The 21,145-nt window shown below is 57.1% G+C and carries 23 protein-coding genes and 1 pseudogene; 13 read left to right on the top strand and 11 right to left on the bottom strand.

Annotation, left to right across the window (positions count from 1 at the left end):
• Positions 1-7: 7 nt before the first annotated feature.
• Complete coding sequence (locus EIC84_RS20685; protein WP_003064023.1) at positions 8-1,651, bottom strand: ShlB/FhaC/HecB family hemolysin secretion/activation protein; 1,644 nt, start codon at positions 1,649-1,651, stop codon at positions 8-10.
• Between the two features lie 823 nt (positions 1,652-2,474).
• Here EIC84_RS20685 and EIC84_RS20680 point away from each other — a divergent pair.
• Positions 2,475-2,999: an isoprenylcysteine carboxylmethyltransferase family protein gene (locus EIC84_RS20680; protein ID WP_237704428.1), complete on the top strand. Its 525-nt coding sequence runs from the start codon at positions 2,475-2,477 to the stop codon at positions 2,997-2,999.
• A gap of 715 nt (positions 3,000-3,714) precedes the next feature.
• On the opposite strand, the gene EIC84_RS20675 is transcribed toward EIC84_RS20680, so the two are convergent.
• Complete coding sequence (locus tag EIC84_RS20675; RefSeq protein WP_003064031.1) at positions 3,715-3,933, bottom strand: hypothetical protein; 219 nt, start codon at positions 3,931-3,933, stop codon at positions 3,715-3,717.
• Positions 3,934-4,218: 285 nt separating this feature from the next.
• Between EIC84_RS20675 and EIC84_RS20670 the strand changes: the two genes are divergently transcribed.
• Together EIC84_RS20670 and EIC84_RS20665 are read left to right on the top strand one after the other, a co-directional pair.
• Positions 4,219-4,401 (top strand): hypothetical protein, encoded by a 183-nt coding sequence (locus EIC84_RS20670; RefSeq protein WP_003064035.1) that lies wholly within the window; start codon positions 4,219-4,221, stop codon positions 4,399-4,401.
• 202 nt (positions 4,402-4,603) lie between these two features.
• A complete protein-coding gene (locus tag EIC84_RS20665) occupies positions 4,604-5,356 on the top strand; it encodes an SDR family oxidoreductase (protein ID WP_003064039.1) in 753 nt (250 codons plus the stop codon).
• A 174-nt stretch (positions 5,357-5,530) separates the two neighbouring features.
• On the opposite strand, the gene EIC84_RS20660 is transcribed toward EIC84_RS20665, so the two are convergent.
• From EIC84_RS20660 to EIC84_RS20650, 3 genes are all read right to left on the bottom strand, one after another.
• Entirely contained in the window at positions 5,531-5,710 is a 180-nt protein-coding gene (locus EIC84_RS20660) for a hypothetical protein (protein ID WP_100086394.1), read from the bottom strand.
• A gap of 470 nt (positions 5,711-6,180) precedes the next feature.
• Positions 6,181-6,489: a hypothetical protein gene (locus EIC84_RS26035; RefSeq protein WP_160162806.1), complete on the bottom strand. Its 309-nt coding sequence runs from the start codon at positions 6,487-6,489 to the stop codon at positions 6,181-6,183.
• A 229-nt stretch (positions 6,490-6,718) separates the two neighbouring features.
• Complete coding sequence (locus tag EIC84_RS20650) at positions 6,719-7,582, bottom strand: DMT family transporter (RefSeq protein WP_003064048.1); 864 nt, start codon at positions 7,580-7,582, stop codon at positions 6,719-6,721.
• A 397-nt stretch (positions 7,583-7,979) separates the two neighbouring features.
• Between EIC84_RS20650 and EIC84_RS20645 the strand changes: the two genes are divergently transcribed.
• The 4 genes from EIC84_RS20645 (at position 7,980) to EIC84_RS20630 (ending at position 11,036) form a co-directional block, all read left to right on the top strand.
• Complete coding sequence (locus EIC84_RS20645) at positions 7,980-8,231, top strand: hypothetical protein (RefSeq protein ID WP_003064051.1); 252 nt, start codon at positions 7,980-7,982, stop codon at positions 8,229-8,231.
• A 339-nt stretch (positions 8,232-8,570) separates the two neighbouring features.
• Entirely contained in the window at positions 8,571-9,773 is a 1,203-nt protein-coding gene (locus EIC84_RS20640) for a diguanylate cyclase (protein ID WP_003064055.1), read from the top strand.
• Positions 9,774-10,030: 257 nt separating this feature from the next.
• Entirely contained in the window at positions 10,031-10,558 is a 528-nt protein-coding gene (locus EIC84_RS20635; RefSeq protein ID WP_003064057.1) for an NUDIX hydrolase, read from the top strand.
• 64 nt (positions 10,559-10,622) lie between these two features.
• Positions 10,623-11,036 carry a GNAT family N-acetyltransferase gene (locus EIC84_RS20630; RefSeq protein WP_003064060.1) on the top strand — a complete coding sequence of 138 codons (414 nt, stop codon included), beginning with the start codon at positions 10,623-10,625 and terminating at the stop codon, positions 11,034-11,036.
• Between the two features lie 161 nt (positions 11,037-11,197).
• Here the strand turns inward: EIC84_RS20630 and EIC84_RS20625 are convergent, their stop codons facing one another.
• Both EIC84_RS20625 and EIC84_RS20620 read right to left on the bottom strand, forming a co-directional pair.
• Complete coding sequence (locus EIC84_RS20625; RefSeq protein ID WP_003064063.1) at positions 11,198-11,935, bottom strand: siderophore-interacting protein; 738 nt, start codon at positions 11,933-11,935, stop codon at positions 11,198-11,200.
• Positions 11,928-12,164 carry a hypothetical protein gene (locus EIC84_RS20620; RefSeq protein WP_003064066.1) on the bottom strand — a complete coding sequence of 79 codons (237 nt, stop codon included), beginning with the start codon at positions 12,162-12,164 and terminating at the stop codon, positions 11,928-11,930. The genes EIC84_RS20625 and EIC84_RS20620 overlap by 8 nt, the downstream gene beginning before the upstream one ends.
• Before the next feature lie 86 nt (positions 12,165-12,250).
• Here EIC84_RS20620 and EIC84_RS20615 point away from each other — a divergent pair, with 86 nt between their 5' ends.
• Together EIC84_RS20615 and EIC84_RS20610 are read left to right on the top strand one after the other, a co-directional pair.
• A complete protein-coding gene (locus EIC84_RS20615) occupies positions 12,251-12,880 on the top strand; it encodes a TetR/AcrR family transcriptional regulator (protein ID WP_179626208.1) in 630 nt (209 codons plus the stop codon).
• An 89-nt stretch (positions 12,881-12,969) separates the two neighbouring features.
• A complete protein-coding gene (locus EIC84_RS20610; RefSeq protein WP_003064073.1) occupies positions 12,970-13,395 on the top strand; it encodes an NUDIX domain-containing protein in 426 nt (141 codons plus the stop codon).
• 190 nt (positions 13,396-13,585) lie between these two features.
• On the opposite strand, the gene EIC84_RS20605 is transcribed toward EIC84_RS20610, so the two are convergent.
• The 3 genes from EIC84_RS20605 to EIC84_RS20595 form a co-directional block, all read right to left on the bottom strand.
• Positions 13,586-15,103 (bottom strand): PepSY domain-containing protein, encoded by a 1,518-nt coding sequence (locus EIC84_RS20605; RefSeq protein ID WP_003064076.1) that lies wholly within the window; start codon positions 15,101-15,103, stop codon positions 13,586-13,588.
• Positions 15,104-15,114: 11 nt separating this feature from the next.
• Positions 15,115-17,301: a TonB-dependent siderophore receptor gene (locus EIC84_RS20600; protein WP_034361804.1), complete on the bottom strand. Its 2,187-nt coding sequence runs from the start codon at positions 17,299-17,301 to the stop codon at positions 15,115-15,117.
• A gap of 90 nt (positions 17,302-17,391) precedes the next feature.
• Entirely contained in the window at positions 17,392-17,751 is a 360-nt protein-coding gene (locus tag EIC84_RS20595) for a DUF2946 family protein (RefSeq protein WP_034361806.1), read from the bottom strand.
• A 132-nt stretch (positions 17,752-17,883) separates the two neighbouring features.
• On the opposite strand from EIC84_RS20595, the gene EIC84_RS20590 reads away from it, so the two are divergent.
• From EIC84_RS20590 to EIC84_RS20575, 4 genes are all read left to right on the top strand, one after another.
• Positions 17,884-18,696 (top strand): hypothetical protein, encoded by an 813-nt coding sequence (locus tag EIC84_RS20590; protein WP_003064085.1) that lies wholly within the window; start codon positions 17,884-17,886, stop codon positions 18,694-18,696.
• 210 nt (positions 18,697-18,906) lie between these two features.
• A complete protein-coding gene (locus EIC84_RS20585) occupies positions 18,907-19,074 on the top strand; it encodes a DUF6500 family protein (protein ID WP_231879666.1) in 168 nt (55 codons plus the stop codon).
• A 187-nt stretch (positions 19,075-19,261) separates the two neighbouring features.
• Positions 19,262-19,678 (top strand): GNAT family N-acetyltransferase, encoded by a 417-nt coding sequence (locus EIC84_RS20580; RefSeq protein WP_003064091.1) that lies wholly within the window; start codon positions 19,262-19,264, stop codon positions 19,676-19,678.
• A 92-nt stretch (positions 19,679-19,770) separates the two neighbouring features.
• Positions 19,771-20,682 (top strand): polysaccharide deacetylase family protein, encoded by a 912-nt coding sequence (locus EIC84_RS20575; RefSeq protein ID WP_003064093.1) that lies wholly within the window; start codon positions 19,771-19,773, stop codon positions 20,680-20,682.
• 203 nt (positions 20,683-20,885) lie between these two features.
• Here the strand turns inward: EIC84_RS20575 and EIC84_RS20570 are convergent.
• A pseudogene (locus EIC84_RS20570) lies at positions 20,886-21,145 on the bottom strand (hypothetical protein); the annotation flags it as partial.

The following is a 21,145-nucleotide window of genomic DNA, read 5'->3' as shown; positions in this document are numbered from 1 at the left end:
CGACGCCTCAGAAGCTGTAGGCCAGGCTCAGAGCCAGGTTGGTGTGGGAGGTTCGGAAGTGCTCCGGCTTTTTGACAGGCGTTGCCACAAAGACTTCATAGGAGAGCTTGCGCCAGGCCCCGCGCAGGCCGATGGCCGCGCCGGTCAATGACTGGCCCACCAGGTACTTCGCAGAAGGCCCGCTGACATGGCCGGTGTCCAGGCCCACAAAGGCCTCGGTATTGCCCGCAGCGCCCAGATTCAAGGGGGTGCTGAGTTCGTTGCGCCAGTACCAGCCTCGCTCTGCCAGCAAGGTGCTTTCTCCATCGAAGCCCCGTACGGTGTAACGGCCGCCAATGCCAATGCGGTCCTGTGGCGTCAGCGGCGTCTTGTTCCACTGGCCATGCCAGTTGCTGCTGAATCTGAGTCTGGTGCCGCCCAGCTCGAAGGGCTTGGACAATGCCAGATCGGCAATGAAGAGCTTCATGCGCGAAGTGCCTTCACCAAAGGGCTCCTCTGGCGCGTGCAAGGCCGCAAAAGCACCTGTGCCTCGCTTGTAGGCCAGATTGGCATCCAGGATGGCATTGCCCAGATAGCTGCGCTGGTTCAGGCTCAGCTCAAAACCCGAGGTGCGCCTGCGCTGGACATCGATTTCCACATCGTCGATGTAGTTGTTGGAGGTCCGCTGGAACGCCTTGATGCCAACCGTTGTCTTCGATGAGGCATTGCGAAACACTACGCGGCTTAGCTTGAGGTCCAGGTTGCTGGATTCGCCGCTGTAGGTGTAGTTTTGATAGGCACCGGCCACGCCTTGGTGGTACTTGTTATAGGAGCCGGACAGGGCTGCCAGCCAGTACCCCAAAGGCACGGAATACTGCGCTGCACGGGTCTCGGTGCCACGGTTGCCACCATTACCGATACCACCGCCGAAGCTGAAATACATCAGATCATTCAGGCCCAGCGGGTTGTCCCAGGACACGGTGCCCGTGCCTTGGACTTTGCCTGTGGATTTGGTGCCGCCATTATCCAAGGCGACGTTAAAGCGCAGCGGGTTTATTTTTTGATAAGTAATCATCAAATCACTTTGGCCGGGTTCTACATCCTGGCCTTCGGCGGGAGTGATTTGAATATCGGCATCTGCCGTTGGAACACGCTTGAGGTTTTCCAAGCCTTGCTCAATATCACGCAGTTGCAGCAGCTCGCCAGGTTTGGACGGCAGCGCTGCAATCAGTGAAGTGTCTCCTGTGCTGTCCGGGGTAAATCGGATGGACCTGAGAGTGCCGGGAATAAATACAACGGTCAGCACCCCGCTTTGGAGGTTTTGCGGAGCCACCATGACCCGGGAGGTCACGTAGCCATGCTCAAGCACTGCCTGCTGCAGCCGAGCCAGGATGACTTCGACACCCTTGGCCCCAACGCAAGGCCTGGCACTCAGATCAATACCCGCTGCCGCCTTGAGCCACGGCACTTGATCAAGTTTTTCTCCAGTCAATTCAAGGGAGTGCAGCGCAAAGCAGGGAATCTCGCTTGTCGGCATCTCCAGCGCAATTGTCTTGGTCCGCGGTTGCAAGGCATCGGCATTGGGAGCCATGCGCTCACGCAGTTCCCGTTCGCGCTCTTGCTGTCGTTGCAACTGCTGCTGTTCAATGGCTGAACCGGACAGTTGCGCCATGGCAGGAGCTGCAAAGCTCAGTACGACAACAAATAGTGAGGTCAATTGAAAACGCTTGCCAGGCGTTGTCTCCCTCATAAAAGACCTATTTATTTCTTGTGTCATTATTTCTCGCATGAAAGCAGCCACGTTTATGGCTGATGACCACCATAAAAAATCACAACAGCAGCATATTTAACGAATAAAAAGTTCTCTGCAGAGAATTACCTCCAAGGCAGTAGAAAGAGATTTCACTGTTTCCGCGATCAGGCCATGTGGGAAATTTATTTTGCCCCTGTAACTTTTTGAGTTGATCGAGACGTAGCTTCGCCAAGGGAGAAATCCAGATTTATCCACCTGCTGCCAAATTCCTTGAAAGCCGGGGTTTCGGACTGAAACACGCAGCTGCCTCGATTCCCGCCCACGCCAACGATGTCATGCCAGTCAATGCACTTTGGCCTGGATATGAAAATGGGGTATTTACCGCCTCCCGGTTATCAAGCAAGCAAAAATAAGAAGGCGCTCTCGGCGATCAACGACGGAATATGAAGGTGGACTCAAGAAAGCATCAGACGATTGACAACATGCTAATCAAAGCAGTCAATGACAGGGATAAGAAAATTCTTATTTTTCGGAGCCGTAAACTCAGCAATACCGTTCATACGCTACGAAAAACTGAATGCCAGGTTTGATGCATCCGTGCTTATCGTCCTGATCTGCCAACATCTGGGTAATGCAAGCCCGCAATATTGCGGGATTTTTTTAGCATCAGAAGTCATAGCCCCGCTTGCATTCAATGGCGTGACGCACAGCCAGTTCATACAGCCAGGGCATGCAGCAGCACATGATTGACCATGAAGTCACTTTAAGCTTTAGGCTTGAATGCATGACATCTCAATCCCCACCGCAGAACAAATCCTCTTTACTCATGCTGCGGGTGCCGCCGATGGCGCTGGTCGCTGTGTTTGCCGTGGCAATGTGGCTTCTGCCCGATATCCTGCCGGTCAGATTCACTGCTTCATGGATGGCGGCCCTCATGCTCGCCGCCTTGGGCGGAGCGTTCTGCCTCGCCGGTGTTCGGGCATTTCAGCGTGCCCGGACCACGGTGAACCCCATCAACCCGGCAGCATCGACGGCGCTGGTGGTCAGCGGGATCTATCGGGTGACACGCAATCCGATGTATCTGGGCTTTGCGCTTTTATTGCTGGCACTCGCCATGTATTTGGGCAAGCTATCAGGATTGCTGCTTGTGCCGCTGTTCATGGCCTATCTTCAGCACTTCCAGATACGACCAGAGGAAAGAGCGCTGCAGGCGAAATTTGGTGCCTTGTTCGTGGCCTATTGTCGGCAGGTACGACGCTGGCTATAGAAGGATTTGAGCCGGCCCGGGCCACGCCGGCTGGTATTGACTGCGCATCCGGCGCCATGCACCGCTGCCTTGCAAGCAGATAGACAAGGTCAGGCAAGCTCATTGGCTGTATCGATGCTGGCGCGGCCCAGAACTCCATTCAGCCCGGTCATCCAGAGATTGCAGGGCATCCATGCTTGCCACGGACAGATCAGCGGAGCACATAGGCCACTTGCCCACCGGACTCTTCGCGCTCGATCACCAGCAAGTGACTTGATCGAGCGGCAGAGGCTCTCTGCCGCCGGTTTTTTACGTCCAATCGTCTCTGACTTCGTAAATGACCCAGGCCACCAGCAAGACGACCAGTTGCAGACCAATCAGTTGAATCATGAGAGTAGACATCGCCGCTCTCCTTGAGTGCATCGATGCAGTCATGGTCCCACTTCGGATGCTCGCCAGCAAATGAAGACAGCTTGCACTTCGCGGGCTTTAGCAGCTACACATTGGGCTGCTCTATCGGATCGCCCGGCAGCTCTTCAGGCGGCTGATCATTGGGCGGATCAATCGGATCCGGCTTGGGCTCCGGTTCTTTGAGCGGGTTCTTCTGAAGAGTCATGGCGGCCATCTCCTTGCAATGATGAAGCCGGTGCCGAACAGATTGGCGAATGGGTCGCAGACACAATGGGCAGCAGGACCATAAATCTCTGACGAGCTGCGGGCAGCATCCGGATGAGACTCAGGATATCTCGAAGATGTCGCCATCCGACAATGCAGCACTCTCATGGTAGATGTCATAGAGGTACTGAGGCAGCTCCTCATGAGTGATCTCGGGAGGAACGACCAGATCCACCGGGCCAAGCTTTCCATCGAGTCCCACCGCAAAGCAGCGCCATCCCGAGTTGCTGCGCTCTATGGCCAGGATGTCGCCAAACACATTGAATCGGTACTTTTCCATTTCTGCTCCACTGTTGAGCCTTGCATGCTAGCCGCATCTGCTCGCCAGTCTCGGACAGCCTGTGGCACCTGAATTGCCGAACCCGTGCATCAAGAGCCATCAGCCCGAAGCCTTGTCAGAGCCGATGGAAACGAGGCATCGCTGCTTTTCCTGGCGTTCGCCCCCATCCTGTTTATGCACCAAAGCTGACGTTTTACTTAATGGATAGGGCTTCAAGGTTATTAAAAAGAGTACTGTGGAGCTCGGCGATCAATCTTGATTCGTCATCCAGGACTGGAGGTCTATATGCCAGATAGCCGTATTCCCCCGCCAATCCAGAAGTTCTGGGAAACCACCAAGGAGCTGTTCTCCATGGACAAGGATTTCCCTGCGCCGCCCCAACTAGACCCGCAAGAGCCCACAGACATGGAAAAAAAGCAGGAGGAAGAGAGACTGCTGCGCATGCGCCACAACTACCGATACTGGTAGCCCTGTCTCTTGAATCCAGCCTTGCGATTGGTTTTCAACCACCTCTACAGGTGGTTTTTTGTTGCCTTGAGATACAAAAGCATGAGCACTTGGACCGGATCAAGCCTAGGCCGCAGAGGAAATGCGGCGATAAGATGAATCGAGAACCGTGAAGCTGGAGACGAGACTCGCGGCAGAATCAAATGGATCACCAAGGAGCCCCATGAAAAACAAAGTTGTGCTCATCACCGGAGGCAGCCGAGGCATTGGCGCAGCCACCGCCCTGCAAGCAGCAGCGGCAGGCTGGGATGTACTGCTCAGCTTCAATACAGACCAGACGGCAGCCGATGCGGTTGTCTCGCAAATCACGGAAATGGGCAGGCACGCCATGGCCATTCAGGCGGATATGGGCTGCGAAGAGCAGATTCGCCGTCTTTTTGCCGTGGCAGATGTACAGTTCGGGCGCCTGGACGCCCTGGTCAACAACGCAGGTATTGTGGACACGGCACAGACGCTGGCCGAGTTCAGTTTGCAGCGCCTTGAGCGAATGTTTCGCATCAACACCATAGGCGCTTTTCTTTGCGCTCGCGAAGCGGTGCATCGCATGAGCACTGCCAATGGCGGCCATGGTGGAGCCATCGTGAATGTGTCCAGCATTGCGGCAAGACTTGGCGCGCCACGCCAGTATGTCGACTACGCGGCATCCAAGGGTGCTGTGGATGTGATGACTCTGGGACTGGCCAAGGAAGTGGCTGCGGAAGGCATCCGTGTCAACGCTGTCCGTCCCGGCCTCATTGAAACGGATATTCATGCCAGCGGGGGGCAGCCGGACCGGGTTCAGCGCCTGGCCGCCGGCGTTCCCATGAAGCGCGGAGGAACGGCTCTGGAGGTTGCCAATGCAATCGTATGGCTCATCTCGGACGAGTCGCCATACACCACAGGTAGCCTGATCGAGATTTCGGGCGGCAACCTCTAACCGGGCACAGCCGCCCAACCACGGCCAGCCCTTTCGGCCAGCCCTCTGGTAGTCACGCCAGGTGACACGGCGCTTTGCGTCAGCCCGGACGTGTTGGCTTGCTGCCCCCTGACCTGGCAAACCTCGGCGTTATCTGTTTCTCAGCCTTCGCTCGACCGCGCCAGTCGAGGCCCGTCATTCAGCGATGGCCGTGACCATGACCGCCACCCGGGCGATGGCCTCCATGCGGTGGACGGTGATTTCCATGCCCTCCGTGGCCTGGATGCGGCCTGTGGTTCGGTGGGCGATGCGCGTGATGATGGTGGTAGTAGCCAGGCCCATATGCAGGCCGCCCGTAGTAGTACGAGCCGCCATAAGGCTGATAGATGTAGGTATCGCTATACCCGTAGCTGTATCCTGGGCCTGCCGCGTAGCAGCCCGACAAAAGCAAGACGAGCGCAGAGACTCCAAACAGTTTCTTCATGTGCGAAGTTTAGACGGACCGAATTCGCGCGGTTTTTCAATGTGTAAGCCCGGATTTGTGCAAACAACTGCCGGCATCTTGAGGGATTTTCTTCTGACATGCCCCACAACGTCCGCCAGCTGGCGTAGGCGCACCGGTTGCATCCGGGGAACGCATGCAAATGGCCAAATGGCCGCTTGACGGCAAGCCGGCCTGCTTTTGCAGCTTTTGCCTGGGCGCCGCAGCTGTGTGGGATGGCAGCTGCGCCCTCCTCCGTTCCGGCCAAGGCGCCGCGCAATGGGGTCGCCCGACCAGACATGCATGCCCGGCTGCCGGGTTGCAGCACTGCGGCACTGCGTGATGGTTGACGCGTGACGCTGCGCTAATAGCCCCAGCTTTGGCCTCCCGGATAGGTGCGCCCGCCACTCAATCCGGAGCCTGGCCACGGCCACAGGCTGCCTTGATTTTCATGGCCCTCGTTTCCGCGGTCACGAAAGTGATCCCGGTCCCAGTCGTTTTCAAAGTCGATCGAGCGATCCCGCTGTTGAATATCGTTGTTTCGAAGATCCTGATCCGCATTCTTCTCGACCTGGTGGGAACCTGGATCCACTCCTTGCCCATTGACCGGCCTCTGCATCACGCATCCAGTCAATATCAAGGCGAACGCAGTCAGTGCAACTAGCTCTTTCATGGCAGCCCTTTCTACAAGTGGCACTGCCAGCCTATTCCTGCCGACAGATACCCATGTAAAGCGATGTTCTTCGGCACGGCGGCAGGCTCGCGCATGGGAGCCTCTGCATCGAACAGGTCCTGCATCGACCTGCCCCTGCATTCAGACTCGTGACATTCGCAGCAGTGCAAAGATGCTGGAAGCATTGTTCTCCCGGCTCCTGGAAGGCTCCCGGAAAAAGATCGCGCGACTACTCTTTTGCCACGGCAGGCCTGCCGCCAGACCGGGTCACCACAACCAATGAGATACCGCCCAGTATGGCGGCGCCAGCCAGAGTCAGCCGCATGGTCCAGGGCTCTCCCAACAGGGAAACGGCACCGATGGCGGCCAGCAAGGGAACGCTCAGCTGTATGGATGCAGCAGCCCCCGCCTTCAGCTGGGGTAGCGCCGCATACCATGCGACGTAGCCCAACCCGGAAGTCAGCATTCCTGAGCACAGCGCATACATCAATCCTGCAGTGCTCAGTGAGGCCTGCCCCTGCACCATCACGAGCATCAGCAGCGAAAGCGGCACCGTCCGTATGAAATTTCCTGCCGTCACGCCAACCGGATCGGTTGCGCCCTTGCCAAGCAAGGAATACAGCCCCCAGGCAACCCCTGCCAGGAGCATGAGCAAAGCCGCCCCCAGGGGCGGTGCCGAGAGTCCGGGTCGCAGCAACACCACCAGGCCGCCGAAAGCCAGCGCCAATCCGCCCCATTGCCGGGTCGAAAGTGCCTCGCCGCGACAAAGGCCCACGCCCACCATGGTCGCCTGCACCGCGCCGAAAAGCAGCAAGGCACCGACACCGGCCGACAGACTCCCGTAGGCAAAGGAAAACAACGCCGCATAAGCGAACAACAAGCCCGCCGACGTCCAGTTGCCAACGCCAGTAGAGGGAGCGCGTTTCAGGCTCACGACCAGCGCCAGCATGGCCGCGCCCGAAGCCAGGCGCACTGCCGTAAAGCTCGCAGCATCAATGGAGTGGGATTGGAGTGCAAGGCGGCACAGCAGCGAGTTGCCGGCAAAGGCCAGCATCGCCAGACCAGTCAACACAGTGGTGTGAAACAAGGGCATCACAACCTCGTAGATAGACCAACCCCGGTATTTTTCCATGTCATCCGCCCGTGACCAAGCAACTGCTGTCTTGATGGAGATAGCCCCGCCTTGCTGCCGGTGCCGGCCCTGTACCGGAGGATCGGAGATTCAGCCCGGCAGACTGGAAGAACGCGGCTGGGCGCAGCAGGCGCCATCAATTTCACGAGGTGTCTTGAAGAGCCAAGCCCCGGTCGCCAAAACAGCGGGCCTGAGGTCCGGATTCAGGAATCAAGCCACACCACGGCCTCTGTGCATCAATTGCACACTTCCAGTCACTTTCTGTGGCTCGGAGAACGAGGGAGGTGAAATTTCCGCGACAGCTACCGTCACCATAATTCCTCAAACTTGACACACATCATGAAAGAGGAAGGGTTGGATGGAGTTCCTAGGCAATCAAAGCGCCCAGCTGAGGATGATGAACGGCCAGATCTTGGCGCAAGAAGCACTTCTCATTGCCCTGATCGAAACGCTGGATGACAACAAAAAAAGCAATCTGCAACACAACTTCAGCCAGCGCGCCGAAGAAATCAAGGCGGAGGTCTTGAACTCGATGGCGACAGATGAGCTCTACGAGCGTCTGCTGGAGCACCTGGACAGATATTCAACGACCGTCAACTTGCGCCCTTGACTTGTTGCGCAACAAAGACCTGCCCGCCATGACGCGGGCTTTTTCTTTGGTGGCTTGCATGATGCCGGCTGGGTGGATCACGGCGCCAAATCATCTTCCCAGGCCCGATGGCAGCCGACGACTCCAAGGACATGAGTTCAAACGCGGCCATCGCCTGAGCGGACTTGCCGGCTTGCTCACATTCGAATCCGGATGACGTGGACCAGACACAAGGCATGGCAAGGACTTGTGAGATCACACACCAGGATGTATGAATGCTGGCTGCTGGTTGTCGCTTTGCAATCCAGGAACAGGCAATGCTGCTCCGTTTCGATCTTTGATCGAGGAGGCTCTGGTCAGATGTTCTCGAACAATGACTTCATCTTGGTTCTGACGCCGTCGCTGGCGATACTGGTCCTGGCTGCCATATTGATCGTTGCCTGGCTTGTCCAGCGATCACAGCGCTTTCTGCTTTGGCAAGCTTGCGCCTATTCACTCACAGCATTGCCTCTCGGGGCGCAAAGCCTGCTCCCTCTCGAAGAACTCAACCGCTACGCCCTGCTCATCGGCAGCTTCTACCTGCTGAGTGCGTGGTGTCTTGCCAGAAGCTGGGCAGAGCGCTGGCGTGTCTCCACCCAACCGCATGCAGCATTGCTCATCGCCATAGTCACCCTGGCTGCGCTTTACCAATTCAGCCGGGTCGAGCCGAATGTCTGGGCTCGGGTGAGCTCTTTCAGTGTCGGTTCCGGTCTTGTTTTACTGCTGCCTATTTTGCAGATCCGCTCAAGGAGGAACTCATTCGACTGGCTCGATCAATCGCTGCTCTGGCTGAGCATCCTCTTCACCGCCTACACCTTCACTCGACCCGTCTTGATCTGGCTGCTGGGATATTCCGATCTCCGTTCCCTGCCAAGCTCGCCCTATTGGATCCTGACGCTGCTGAGCATTCTGAACTTCTCGCTGCTCTTCACCGTGGTGATGACCGCGATTGCCGTGAAGGAAACCGTCGGCAAGCTGCGCAAGGAACGTGACATTGATGCTTTGACGCAGATACTGAATCGCCGCTCCTTTCAGGAATATGCCCAGGGACGTCTTGCCGACCTGAGGCTCTATCCCATGGCAGTGCTGGCCTGCGATATAGATCACTTCAAACGCATCAACGACGCCTGGGGCCACGAGCGCGGCGACAAGGTGCTGCAGCTTGTCTCGGCGATCCTGCAAAGCAATATGCGAGAACACGACCTTGTCGCCCGGTTTGGCGGTGAAGAGTTTGTGATTTTGCTGACGAACATTGCACTGAAGGATGCCGAAGCCATTGCCAGGCAAGTCCAGCGCGACATCGGCTCAAGCAATGACATTCTTCCATCCGGCACCAGAATGACCATGAGCTTTGGGCTTTCATCGATCACCCAGGCTTTTCAATTTGAGCGGGCCCTTAAGGAGGCGGATCAGCTCCTCTACCAGGCAAAGAATGCCGGGCGTGATCGGGTACATGTGTCTGGAGTGGACTATCCGGATATACCGATCGAAAGCCCCCGGCAGTCGGACAAAATTGCGGCTTGATCCGCCGCGGCGATTCCTGATCCCCCGAAATAAGGGGTTCTCACTTGGCCCTCGGCCCTCGGCCATCGCCACATGCCGCAGCCTGCCGAGCAGCAAAGAGAATGCGGCGCGGTCCGCATCGCTCTCCAGCCCTTTCCAAACAGCCGCGTATTCCATTTGAATCGACCGCCGGTGCCGGTAGCTGCCGGCCAGAAGCAGTCCTTCGTTCAGGCATGCACAATGCACGCAACCAGATTCGGCTTATTCAGAGACAAAGTATGTACACAAGCAAATGGAGGCCTGCCGCATCCATAAAAGTCAAAGCGCTTGGACTTCACTGGCGAGAAGGCAAGTTGCTGGCTGTCGAGGTATTGGATGACCAGGGCCACCTGAAAGGTGTTCGCCCCCTGGGAGGCAGTATCGAATTCGGCGAGCACTGGCAATCAGCGCTGATACGTGAGTTCAAGGAGGAGCTGGGCGTCGACGCTGAAATAGTGGGTACTCCACTCGTGATGGAGAACATCTATACCCATGAAGGGGAACCCGGCCACGAAGTGCTGTTCATTTGCGAGGTACTGTTCAGCATCGCGAATTTTGAAAATCAAAGCAGTATTGAGTTTCATGAAGACAGTGGAACGCAATGCACCGCCAGATGGTTTGATTTGGCCGAACTCGACCTGCCTGAAGGGCCAGCACTCTTCCCTGTGGGTCTGAAGAAAGCTCTTCAGGGCAAGCATCATTGCCAGGCAGATACTGCCACTCGCAGCCCTGTTTGCGCTGAAGCGCATTGCACTGTCGCTGAATGACTGAAATAGGCCATGCTCTAGCTCTGCTGCGGTCAAGAATTCTCCCTTGAAGGAATGCTCCAGCATGGAAGTCAACACATCACATATTCGCAGATATTCAACTGCCGATCTGGGCAGCGCATTTCAGCTTCTGGCAACCAATGGATGGTCTCACCGTATCCCGGACCGCCAATTTCTTGAGCGCCTTGTCTCAGCATCTCAACGAGTGGTCGTGGCCGTCTCTCAGGACCGGGTGGTCGGGTTTGCGCGCGCAATCACTGACGGACTGTCCAATGGCTATCTATCGATGGTTGTGGTGGCTCCGGAATGGAGAGGCAAGGGAATTGGCAGAAGCCTGGTCGAAGAGATTGTGAGCGACGACGAAGGCATCACCTGGATGCTGCGAGCCTCTCGCTCTCAAGCGCCTGCATTTTTTTCGAAACTTGGATTTGTACCCTCGATCGATGCGATGGAGCGGGCCCGGAAACGCACAAGCTAGCAATGCCGCCAATGCCCGGCCTGGGTCCGCTGCAACCGCTGCTGTCGGCGCAAATAGCAGACAACCGATAGACAGGATTGCAGGCCGTCGGATGCGCATCTGGGATGTAAGCGCGGCTACCCGTCATCAGCCCCGCTGACAGCAGGTACTCGAGAAACACATCACGCTTCCCGGTGGTCGGCCGCCCCGGACTTCCAGTATCCCTTCGCGCTCACGCCGTGCCTGGGCAGCTCTCGCTCTTGAAAGTAATGATGCTTCAGGCTACGGATGGCCGCAGACTCTCCCGCAATCCAGATGTAGCCAGGCCCTGTCGGCAAGGGGCGGTGCAGCAGTGCCTGACACAGGCTCAGGCCGGGTTCCGGCTGGGCATTGATCCATTGGACGCGCAGCTTGGCCAGGCTGTCTATAGGCTGATGCTCACTTGGCGACAGCACTTCCGCATAGACCTTGGCATTGATGTCGGCGGGCAAACGGCTGGCAATGCTCTGGATGCCGGGCAAAGCGGTTGCATCGCCTGCCAGCATGACCCACTGTGTATTGCCGGGGAGCAGGAAACCGCCGCTGCGAGGCCCTGCGATTCCGATGTGTTCGCCAATCAAAGCCCGAGATGCCCACTCAGAGGCCGGACCGGAGTCGGATCCTATTCCATGCAGAACAAAGTCCAGATCCAGCGTTCCTGCCTTGAAGTCGACACTTCGTATCGTGTAGGCACGCCCTTCCCCGGTGGGAAGAAAGACTTTGACCCAGGCGGCTGGTTCATCGACTCCCGGCACTTGAAGAAATGCTGCGATCTCGTCACCGCCCACCGTGATTCGCCGCATATGTGGAGTGATGGAATGAACTGCCTGCACGACTCCCACGGCTCTTGCTGTGCGCGGCTTATGGTCGATTTCATGCATGGCGCACTCCTTGGGGCAAGAAGCTCAGCAGCCGCACTGCGACCAGCAGGGATGGGGCGACAAAGATGCCGAACCATGCCCGAGACAGCAAGGCCGCCACAGACTGCGTCCCGATGATCGGGAATCCGATGAACACTGCCTGTGTGACTGGCAGCAGCTTGATTAATGCATTGACGGCGGGCGGCTGACAGGCCGCTGCTGCCAACGCTTCATGAGAACGAATGGACATCGATCACTCCAAATATGAGCATTTGCTCGATATGTGAAAGAATATGAGCCATTGCTCGCATTGAAAACTCGCGTTCGGACAGACCTATGCCGCCCCTGCCTCAACCACGACGAATCCCTCGCCAGAACCGCTCACGGGCCTTGGTCGATGCAATTCTTGAAGCTACGGCTCGCGTTTTAAGCGAGCGCGGCTATGCAGGAACCAATACCAATCTGGTTGCCGAACGCGCTGGGGTCAGCGTCGGCTCCGTCTACCAGTACTTTCCCAACAAGGATTCCCTGATCACGGCCCTGCATGAACGACACGCGGTAGAAATGCACGCGGCCATGGAAACCGTCCTGGCGGGCACCACGTCGCCAGGCTTGCTGGAGCGGCTGGCAGCTATCGTGCATGCATGGCTGGCGGCGCATCAGGTTGCTCCCGAGCTGCACCAGGTGCTGGAGAAAGAGTTTCCGTTCTTTGATGCACCATCGGATCAGAGCGAGGCCGATCAAAGCATTCATTGCCGCATTCGTCAGCTGCTGGAGGAGCACCGGGATGAAGTCGTCCAGGAAGACCTGAATCTCGCCACCTGGATTGTGTTGCGGACCATGGAGTCATTGATTCATGCCGCTGTCATTCCTCCCGGAACACCTCACCCGATCCAGAAGACCGAGCAGGCCATCGTGGAGATACTGATTGGCTATCTCTGTGGCGGCTCGCGGCGCACCGCATGAAGGTTGGGCTTTAGGTACAACCGGCCTTGGCTGGCTTCAGTGCGTGGTACTCACGAGAGCAGCCAAGGCTATGGCATGAAAATAGTTTGATGAAATCGGAAACTCCATTGCGCCCAAGCAAGGCCTGTCCAGTGGTCATTCGGAACCGAGGCGCCATCGAAATATTGGCATTTGAGCACCCGCTGGCAGGTCTGCAACTTGTCAAAGGCACGATTGAACCGGGCGAGAACTCCAGAGAAGCGGCATTGCGCGAATTGCGCGAAGAAAGTGGACTTGAAGCATCTGAAGTCTTGCTGGATCTGGGAGTATGGGCATCTGGCTACGAGGACCAGATCTGGGCATTCCATCTGTGTGCTGTGGAAAGTTCACCCGAATCCTGGACATATCGGACCGGCGATGATGGCGGTCATGACTTCAAGTTCTTCTGGCATCCGCTTGCACAGCCGCCAGATGAGCGATGGCACCAGGTGTTTCAAGGTGCGCTGAAATACATCGCAAGCAAGTTATCCGCGTGACGTAGTCCGCTGCTCTGAGGTGGATTTTTCCCGCAGTCGGCCTCATTGCAGACTGCGAGACAAGGCATCGGATGGAAGCCGGATGAGGCAATTTCCTGCCTGGCTTGCGTCCGATGCTACGCGAGGCAAGCTCGCTCGGGTCTTGCAGCAGGCCGTAAAGCGACGCTCTTCGATTGCACCATCCCCAAGATCAAAATCGGCGCCTGTGCCCGATGAATACCTTCAGTCTCCTGTAGCCCAGCACGATGCCGGTCAGTGCCAGAGCCAACGTACCAATGCTCAGCAAAACGAGAATGGCATCACGCGGCCAGGCGTGGCGCAGCATCCACGGCAGATCCCAACTGTGCAGGAAATTGAACAGCCACCGCCCTGTACGCTGGCTTTGGTCCAGGCTCAGCACAACATCACCAGAGTACGGGCTGATGTATACGATGGTGTTTCCCGGATCTTCAAACTGCATCCGGAGCACGGGTAGATCACGCGCCGCTGCTGAATACATCGAGGCCTCACCCCGACGGTAATAGTAGGCGTCGTACTCGTTCAGCAACGTGGTCGAGCGAATGGCAAAAGGGAACAGCTTCTGCGCCGCCTGCTCTAGTTTCGAACGGTCAAGTTCCCGCTCTACCTGGGGCGCAGCAAGGCTTGCGGACACGATGCGGGTCTGCCCCACTCCATTGAAGGCCAGCAGATAGGGCTGCCCATCCAGTACTTTCCATTCGACCTCGCGCGTGTCAAACCCCTCGGCGCTGAGCAGTGTCAGCGCTTCGTGCGTGGTGAGCCTGAAGGGATTGCTTCCTGGACCTGCATGCTGGTAGGCATGCAGATCGGGACGAGGTCCTTGCGGGCTGAAAATCCCCAGCGGATTCATGGACATCAGGCCGCTGAAGATCCAGCAGATCATCATCGCTCCAAATACGAGGCCGGTGATGTGATGCCAGCGCATCTGGAACTCCCGATACGGCGTCCTGGCTCCAGATTTGTAGCGACCGTTGAAGCGCCATCGCCAGATGCCCACCAAGGCACCGGCAATGGTGGAGACGGTTCCCAATGCCGAGAGCCCGATCACCAGCCAGCTCCATACAGGGTCTTTGGAGCCTTCACGCACCATATACACCCAGTGAAGCCAGGCACCCACGTAGTTCCAGTAACGTTGATGGCGCGGTACATCCATGACCACCTCGGCAGTGGTCGACGAGATGTACAACAGGCTTGATGCGGAATCGTCCATCAGGACCTTGATGAGAGGCCGATGGGGATCGAGCGAGGCGGAATGTGTCCAACGGTCGTCTTGCGTGCAACCTTGCAGCGCCCCATTTGCTCCGGACAGGAAGGCCTTGGCGCTGCGCAAGGTCGCTGCGTCGTCGGGCGGCTGCGCAACAATGCCCGTGCCGGCATCAACCACCCGCAGCGTGCCATCCGCCTCCTTGAGCCGGTAGCTGGGGCGGCCCGCAATGGTGGTGAGCACGATCTGCTGCACTCTGTCGGCAGACTGGCTTTGCTTCAGAGCTGCCTCAACAGGCAGGTAGCTCTGGCCAGTGCTCAGGAAAGGCAATGCCTGCAGGCGCTCCGTCGGCAACAGCTTGGGGTAACCGACAAAGAGCATCATCACTCCGCTGAAGAGCCAGAGCGCCATCAGCACGCATGCAGCCACCCCGGTCCATCGATGCACCAGAAACACAAGCCGTTTGGCATAAGCAGAAGTCCACATCGGCGGCCCGCTCAGAAACGATGGTTCAGTGTCAGCTCAACACGTCGCCCTTCCCCGACGAGCCACTGCGTGTTGGTGTAGTAGGAGGTCGTGAAGTAGTGCTTGTCGAAGATGTTGAAGCCGCGCAGCGTGAACGTGGTGGCCTTGGTAGCCTTCCATTGCAGCGCCAGATCTGCCGTGGTGTAGGCAGGCAGCTTCAAGGTGTTCGCATTGTCTGAATAGCGCTTTCCCACATGGCGAAGGCCGCCGGACAGCGTCCAGTCAGGCACGACTTTCCAGCTCACCCAGACATTGGCAACACGCTCCGGCACGTCGGTAGGAATATTGCCATTGCGTGAAACAGCGATGCCGCCCACGGACTCGCTGAAATCGTCATAGCGAGCCTTGAGCAGCGCAAAGTTGGCATCAATCTGCACGGCCTTGCTGACTTGCATCGACAGGGTCCCCTCGATGCCCTTGGAGGAGCGTTCGCCAACCTGTATGCGCAGAGCGGGGTTTGCAGGGTCTCGCGTCAATAAGTTGTTTTTGGTGATGGAGTACGCCGCAAGCGTCCAGTCACCCTTGCCGTCCCAGAAGGATTGCTTGATACCGACCTCAAACTGTTTACCGCTCGATACGTCGAAGGCGGAATTAGCCGCCGACAACATCAGCAGGCCGCTCACCGGATCTGCGGCCTTGGATGCCTGCGCATACAGGGACAGTTGAGGACTTAGCTTGTAGACCGAGCCAAGTCGCCAACCGGTATTGGAGTAGCTGCGTTTGAAAGCCTGATTGCCCGCCACCAGATCCTGGCGCGACAGGTCCGCATGGTCGAAGCGCGTGCCCGCCACGACAGACCAGCGATCCGTCAGTTCAAGCCGGTCTTCCGCAAACAGCGCATATTGCTCGGCCTTGTTTTGATAGCGGGGAATGAAGGGTACGGAGCTGCTGTAGTAGCCCGGGACGGGGTTGTAGGGATCGACCGGACCGGAGCTGCCGGTGTAAGTGTTGTTGGTGTGCTGAAACGATGCGCGGTTCACGTCGAAGCCCACGGAGAGCTGGTTTGGACGTCCGAGCAAGCTGCCATGGAAGCTCACATCCGTGGTGTTGCCTGTCTGCGTCTGGTCGTGACCGATCTCGGTGTTGTCCGAGCGGTCAATCAATCCCGTAGTGGCGTTGTACCGATACGCTTCGGCATTGCGCCAATAGCGGTCGCTGCCAATGTGATAGAGCTTGCTTCGTACGACGATATTGCTGCCGGGGGCCCACTGAGCAGCCAATTCGGTCCAGCGATCCTTGAACTGGATGCGGCTGTCGGCAACGTTGTAGTTGCGCTCTCGGAGCGCCGGGTCTTGTACTCCGTTGATCAGCGGTGTACCGAAGTAGCGCATGGGCTTTTGCCGGCCTTGTGCGTGCGAGAGTTGCAAGTTGAAGTCAGGTGTCACATCCCAGCGCAGAGCGCCGGAGATCGTCCGATTGCTGGAATCGCCACGATCCACCCAGCCATCCGATTGGTCGCCACTGACATCGAGTCGGTAGGACCATTGCTCATTGATCGCGCCTGCGCTGCCAAAGGCCAATGCACGTTTGCCTCTGCTTCCCACCGTGGCCTGGACTTCATTTTGAACAGGTCCGCGCGTGGGCTTTTTGGGGATCACATTGACCACGCCACCAATAGCGCCGTCACCGTAGATCACGGATGCGGGTCCGCGCAGCACTTCTATGCGGTCGATAGACCAGGTGTCGAAGGGAAAACTCACACCGACTCCCCCGTATTGGCGCGTACCGTCGTATAGACGCATGACCGAGGTGGAGTCCGTGAAACCTCGTGCCGAGAGTGCGCTGCCACTGTTGCCCGGATGTCCCAGGCTGGTGATGCCGGTAGATCGCGTGATTGCGTCAACCAGAGAAGTGTCGCCGCGAGCTTCCAGTTGCTCGCGCGTGGTCACCTCGACACTGGCCGGAGTGTCGCGTGCATTGAGGTCGAGCCGGCTGCCGGTGCCCACTGAACGCTCCAAAGGGGTGTCCCCCGATGAACGTACGGTAACCGTGTCCAGGGTGACGTCGGTTTGCGCCCAACTGGCAGAGCTCGCTACTGCAAGAGGAACAGCCAATGACAGATGGGCCACAGCCAGGGCCACGCTGTTGCGTTGAAAAAAGGCGAGCGAAAGAGAACTCGCGTTGCCATTGGGCATCGCGCCATAAAAGGGATGGGTCATGAACTATCTGCGTGCAAGTGAGATCGGCCGGGCAGGACTGGGCCCGACGGCGATAGGCTGTATCCGCCATCGATTGGCGGCACAGTGGACTTACACGAGCGTTGGCGGCCCTCGCGGGGGCAGAGGTGCCCCCACCAGCGCGGCAATGCGCGCTGAAACTACAGGCTGTAGCGCCAAGCCGAGCGGCTGTGGCTGCTCAAGATGCGGTGATGAATAGCTCGGCGGTGTCGTGATGGTCAGACACAAGGGACAGTCCAACGAATGATGAAGCCCCGGCGCGGCCTGGCCGTCCTCATCAAGCATGATCACCTGCATGCTGCCATTTGAGGTACAGACCACCTCGATGGCTTTTGGATGCACTATGGGCGAAGCCATTGCAATACTCAACGTCAGCATGAACCACGCCAGAACCAGGCGGGTCAGTGACAGGGAGTTACGCAGCGCTTGCATGGTTGCGCATTATGAGGCCTCCGACGAAGGCCGAGACTTGTCGATTTATCGCTGCTTCGCGCGACATCGACCATTTGGGACAGCTGCAAGCAGCCCTCAGTGGCCGGCTACTGCCGACCGGGCGGCATTCGAATGAACCACTGCGCTATTCTTGAGCTGATGAAAAGCTGTCGTGACGCCGCCCCCACCTTCATCAAGACTCTCCCGGTCAGACCTCTACAACCCGAGTTCGTCAACCTGATTGACGAGGCGCGTGACAGTCTAGTGCAGGAGCTCGGGGCAGTCCTCGACAGTCTGTATCTGTACGGCAGCGTGCCCAGAGCGATGGCCCAACCCGGAAAGTCGGACTTGGATTTGACGTTGGTGCTGTCGAGGCCGCTTTCCACACCAGAGGCTGAATCTCTTGAGCGCGTCCGTTCCAATCTGGAAGCTGGTCATCCTGAAGTCACCAAGATCGATTTGGATATAGGTGTACTTGAGGATGTGCTGAACCCTGCCAATTTGCATAGCTGGGGCTACTGGCTCAAGCATGAGTGCCGCTGTATTCATGGTTCAGATCTGGCACTTCGGTTTCAGGCATTTCAGCCCTCACCCGCAATTGCGAAAGCAGTCAATGGAGACTATGTCCAGATTCTCCGTGACTACATGACCCGTATCTCTCAAGCACATGACGAAGACGCAACGAGACGGCTGAAAAAAGAGGCTGCAAAAAAGCTGGTTCGCGCAACCAACGTCCTGCGCCTTGAGGCAGACCGTCTATGGCCTGAATCTCTGGAGGAATACGCCAGGTTTTTCTCGGGTCGATTTCCAGAAATGGCCGAACAAATGGAGTTCTTTCTTGAACATGCCAGAACGCCCTCGGCAACGAGCGACGTTTTCAATCAGAGGCTGGTGTTCTTTGTCGATTGGATGCAAGGGCTCCAGTGCTCATCCGCGTCTGCATAGGCTGAACAGCGACGGCGGCAACCGGCCAGCAGCCGACTTTGAGATCCTGTGTAATACGGTGATGCAGATCTCCAAGATAGACGGAGGCAGAGAAATTTATGTTGAAGTCTCTAGCCTAGATGACAATTCTTTTTTGAAAATTTGAGAATAAAAATTAGTATGAGATCGAGCTTAAGAGCCAAGGCTATTGCTATCTGCGATGAGAAAATCATGAAGAAAGGGGAAACTGTAGGCCTTTCGTTTTACGCTTTCTTCGCCAATAAAAATGATGATCCAGACCTGCTGATGGAGGCGGCTGAATGGTGGATCAAGCAACACAAGCTTGATCACTTTGAAAAAGCGACAAAGATTCGCCGCATGATTTCTTCTGGCGAATAGCTTCTCACTCATATGACCCGAAATGGGAAGACCCGGTATGGGTCGAACAGAGACAGCGGCTCCCGGCCACAAGCAGTCCACGTGTTTCAAGCAGAATGTGCTCTCGCCGTTGGACTGTCAGAAATTGGAGACAGCAGTGAGAACACCCTACTGCCCTAGCGCCGTGAATCAGATATCTATCCGACCAATGAGCATTGGGGACTACGACAGCGTCACCGCAATGATGAAGAAAACAGATGGGGTTACTTTTCGGGATGCCGATTCACGGGAAGCTACCCAGCGCTACTTGTTGCGCAACCCTGGTTTGAGCTTCGTTGCGTTAGAAGGCGAGCATATCGTCGGATGCATCATGTCAGGCCACGATGGTCGCCGCGGCTACTTGCAGCACCTTGTAGTCCTGCCTACACACCGAAAACGCGGCATTGCCTCCCGCTTGGTGGAGCTCTGCCTGGAAGGACTTGAAAGACTCGGCATTCATAAGAGTCACATTGATGTTCTTCAGGAGAACCATTCTGCCCACGCTTATTGGGAAGGCAGAGGATGGGAGCTGAGGACGGACATTCGCCGGTATTCTTTCGTGCGCTCCGGCAGTGATAACGCCTAGGGTCAAGCAGCAGACATCCTCGAACGTCTGCAATGGGTCGATTCACAGTCAACGACTTGCAGGTTCACTGCACGCGTGTTTCATAAGCTCTCATGACAACCATTCTTCGCGCTATTGCATCCCTGGCCGCTCTGCTTTTTTCATCTCCGGGCTTTGCCCAGACGTTGAGTTTGACCTTTGATGATGGACTGAACCCCGACAGGCAGGCCCATGCGCAGGTTTGGAATCAGCAGATCATCACCAGCCTCAAAGACTCTGGCATCACAGCGATGGTGTTCCCCTCACTCATTCGCATAGGCGGTGATCGAGGAATGGGGCTCATCATGGATTGGGCCAAGGCAGGTCATGCCGTAGGCAACCATACGGCGACACACCGCAGTCTTGCCTCCACCGAGACGACACTGAACGAATTCATTGCGGACGTGAAAAAGGCCGATGCAGCTCTGCGTCACATTCCGACTTGGGTGCCGATGCTTCGTTTTCCTTACCTGAAAGAAGGTGACACGGAGGAAAAGCGTGACGGCATCCGGTCCTGGATGAAATCAAATGGATATAGACCCGCTCCAGTCTCCATCGATGCCAGTGATTGGTACTACAACCAGATCTACTCCTCGCTTCTACGATCTGGTTCACACGACAAGGCTGTCCGGGTCAAGTTGGCCTACATTGAACACCTGCTTGACCGGGCTGCTTACTATGAAGGCCTGGCCAAGCAGGTACTTGGTCGAAGCCCTGCGCATGTGATGCTGCTGCACACCAATGAGATCAATGCGGCAGCCTTGCCTGATATCGTTTCGGCTTTTCGCAAGCGAGGCTGGACGTTCGTATCAGCAACAACCGCATTCAAAGATCCCATCTACTCTTCGCAGCCAGACACATTGCCTGCTGGCGAAAGCGTCGTATGGGCAAGCGCGAAAGCTCGCGGCATTTCTGGCCTGCGCTATCCCGCCGAGGACTCGGTCTATGAAGAACCCAAGCTCCGCCTGGAGTCACTAGTACCTTAGCAGTCCTCTTAGACCCGCCAACACCACCCTTGATACGTCGTTGTTTCGCCTTGTCGTACTTTTGTACTGCCTGCGGCTTCACGTCTCGTCTCAATCGCAAACCTACGGTTTGCTGGGTGGCGTTAGCGGCTCTTAGGGGGCGCTCCGAGACGGTCGCCTGCCGGCCAGAAGCAGTCGTCAGGATTTTTCGCTGGCGTGGCCGCTCACCGAAACACGCCAATCGCTTCCACGAGATTTTTCACCTGCCATTGCATGCTGCTGGAAGCCTGCGCCCCTTGGGTCACCAACTGCGCGTTCTGCTGCGTCAGATAGTCCATGTCCGCCACCGACTTCCCGACCTGGCTGATCTCCTCGCTTTGTTCGCGCGTGGCCTTGCTGATCTCGGCAATGAAGTCCGCCACGCTGCGCGCCTGGGAGACAATGTCGCCGATATTGCTCCCCGCATCGCTGACCACCAGAGAGC

Origin of the sequence: Comamonas sp. A23, from assembly GCF_004522605.1 — a bacterium.
GTDB classification, from domain to species: domain Bacteria; phylum Pseudomonadota; class Gammaproteobacteria; order Burkholderiales; family Burkholderiaceae_C; genus Comamonas; species Comamonas thiooxydans.
The sequence above is the reverse complement of the archived record's forward strand: the minus strand, read 5'-3'. Positions and strand labels throughout refer to the sequence as shown.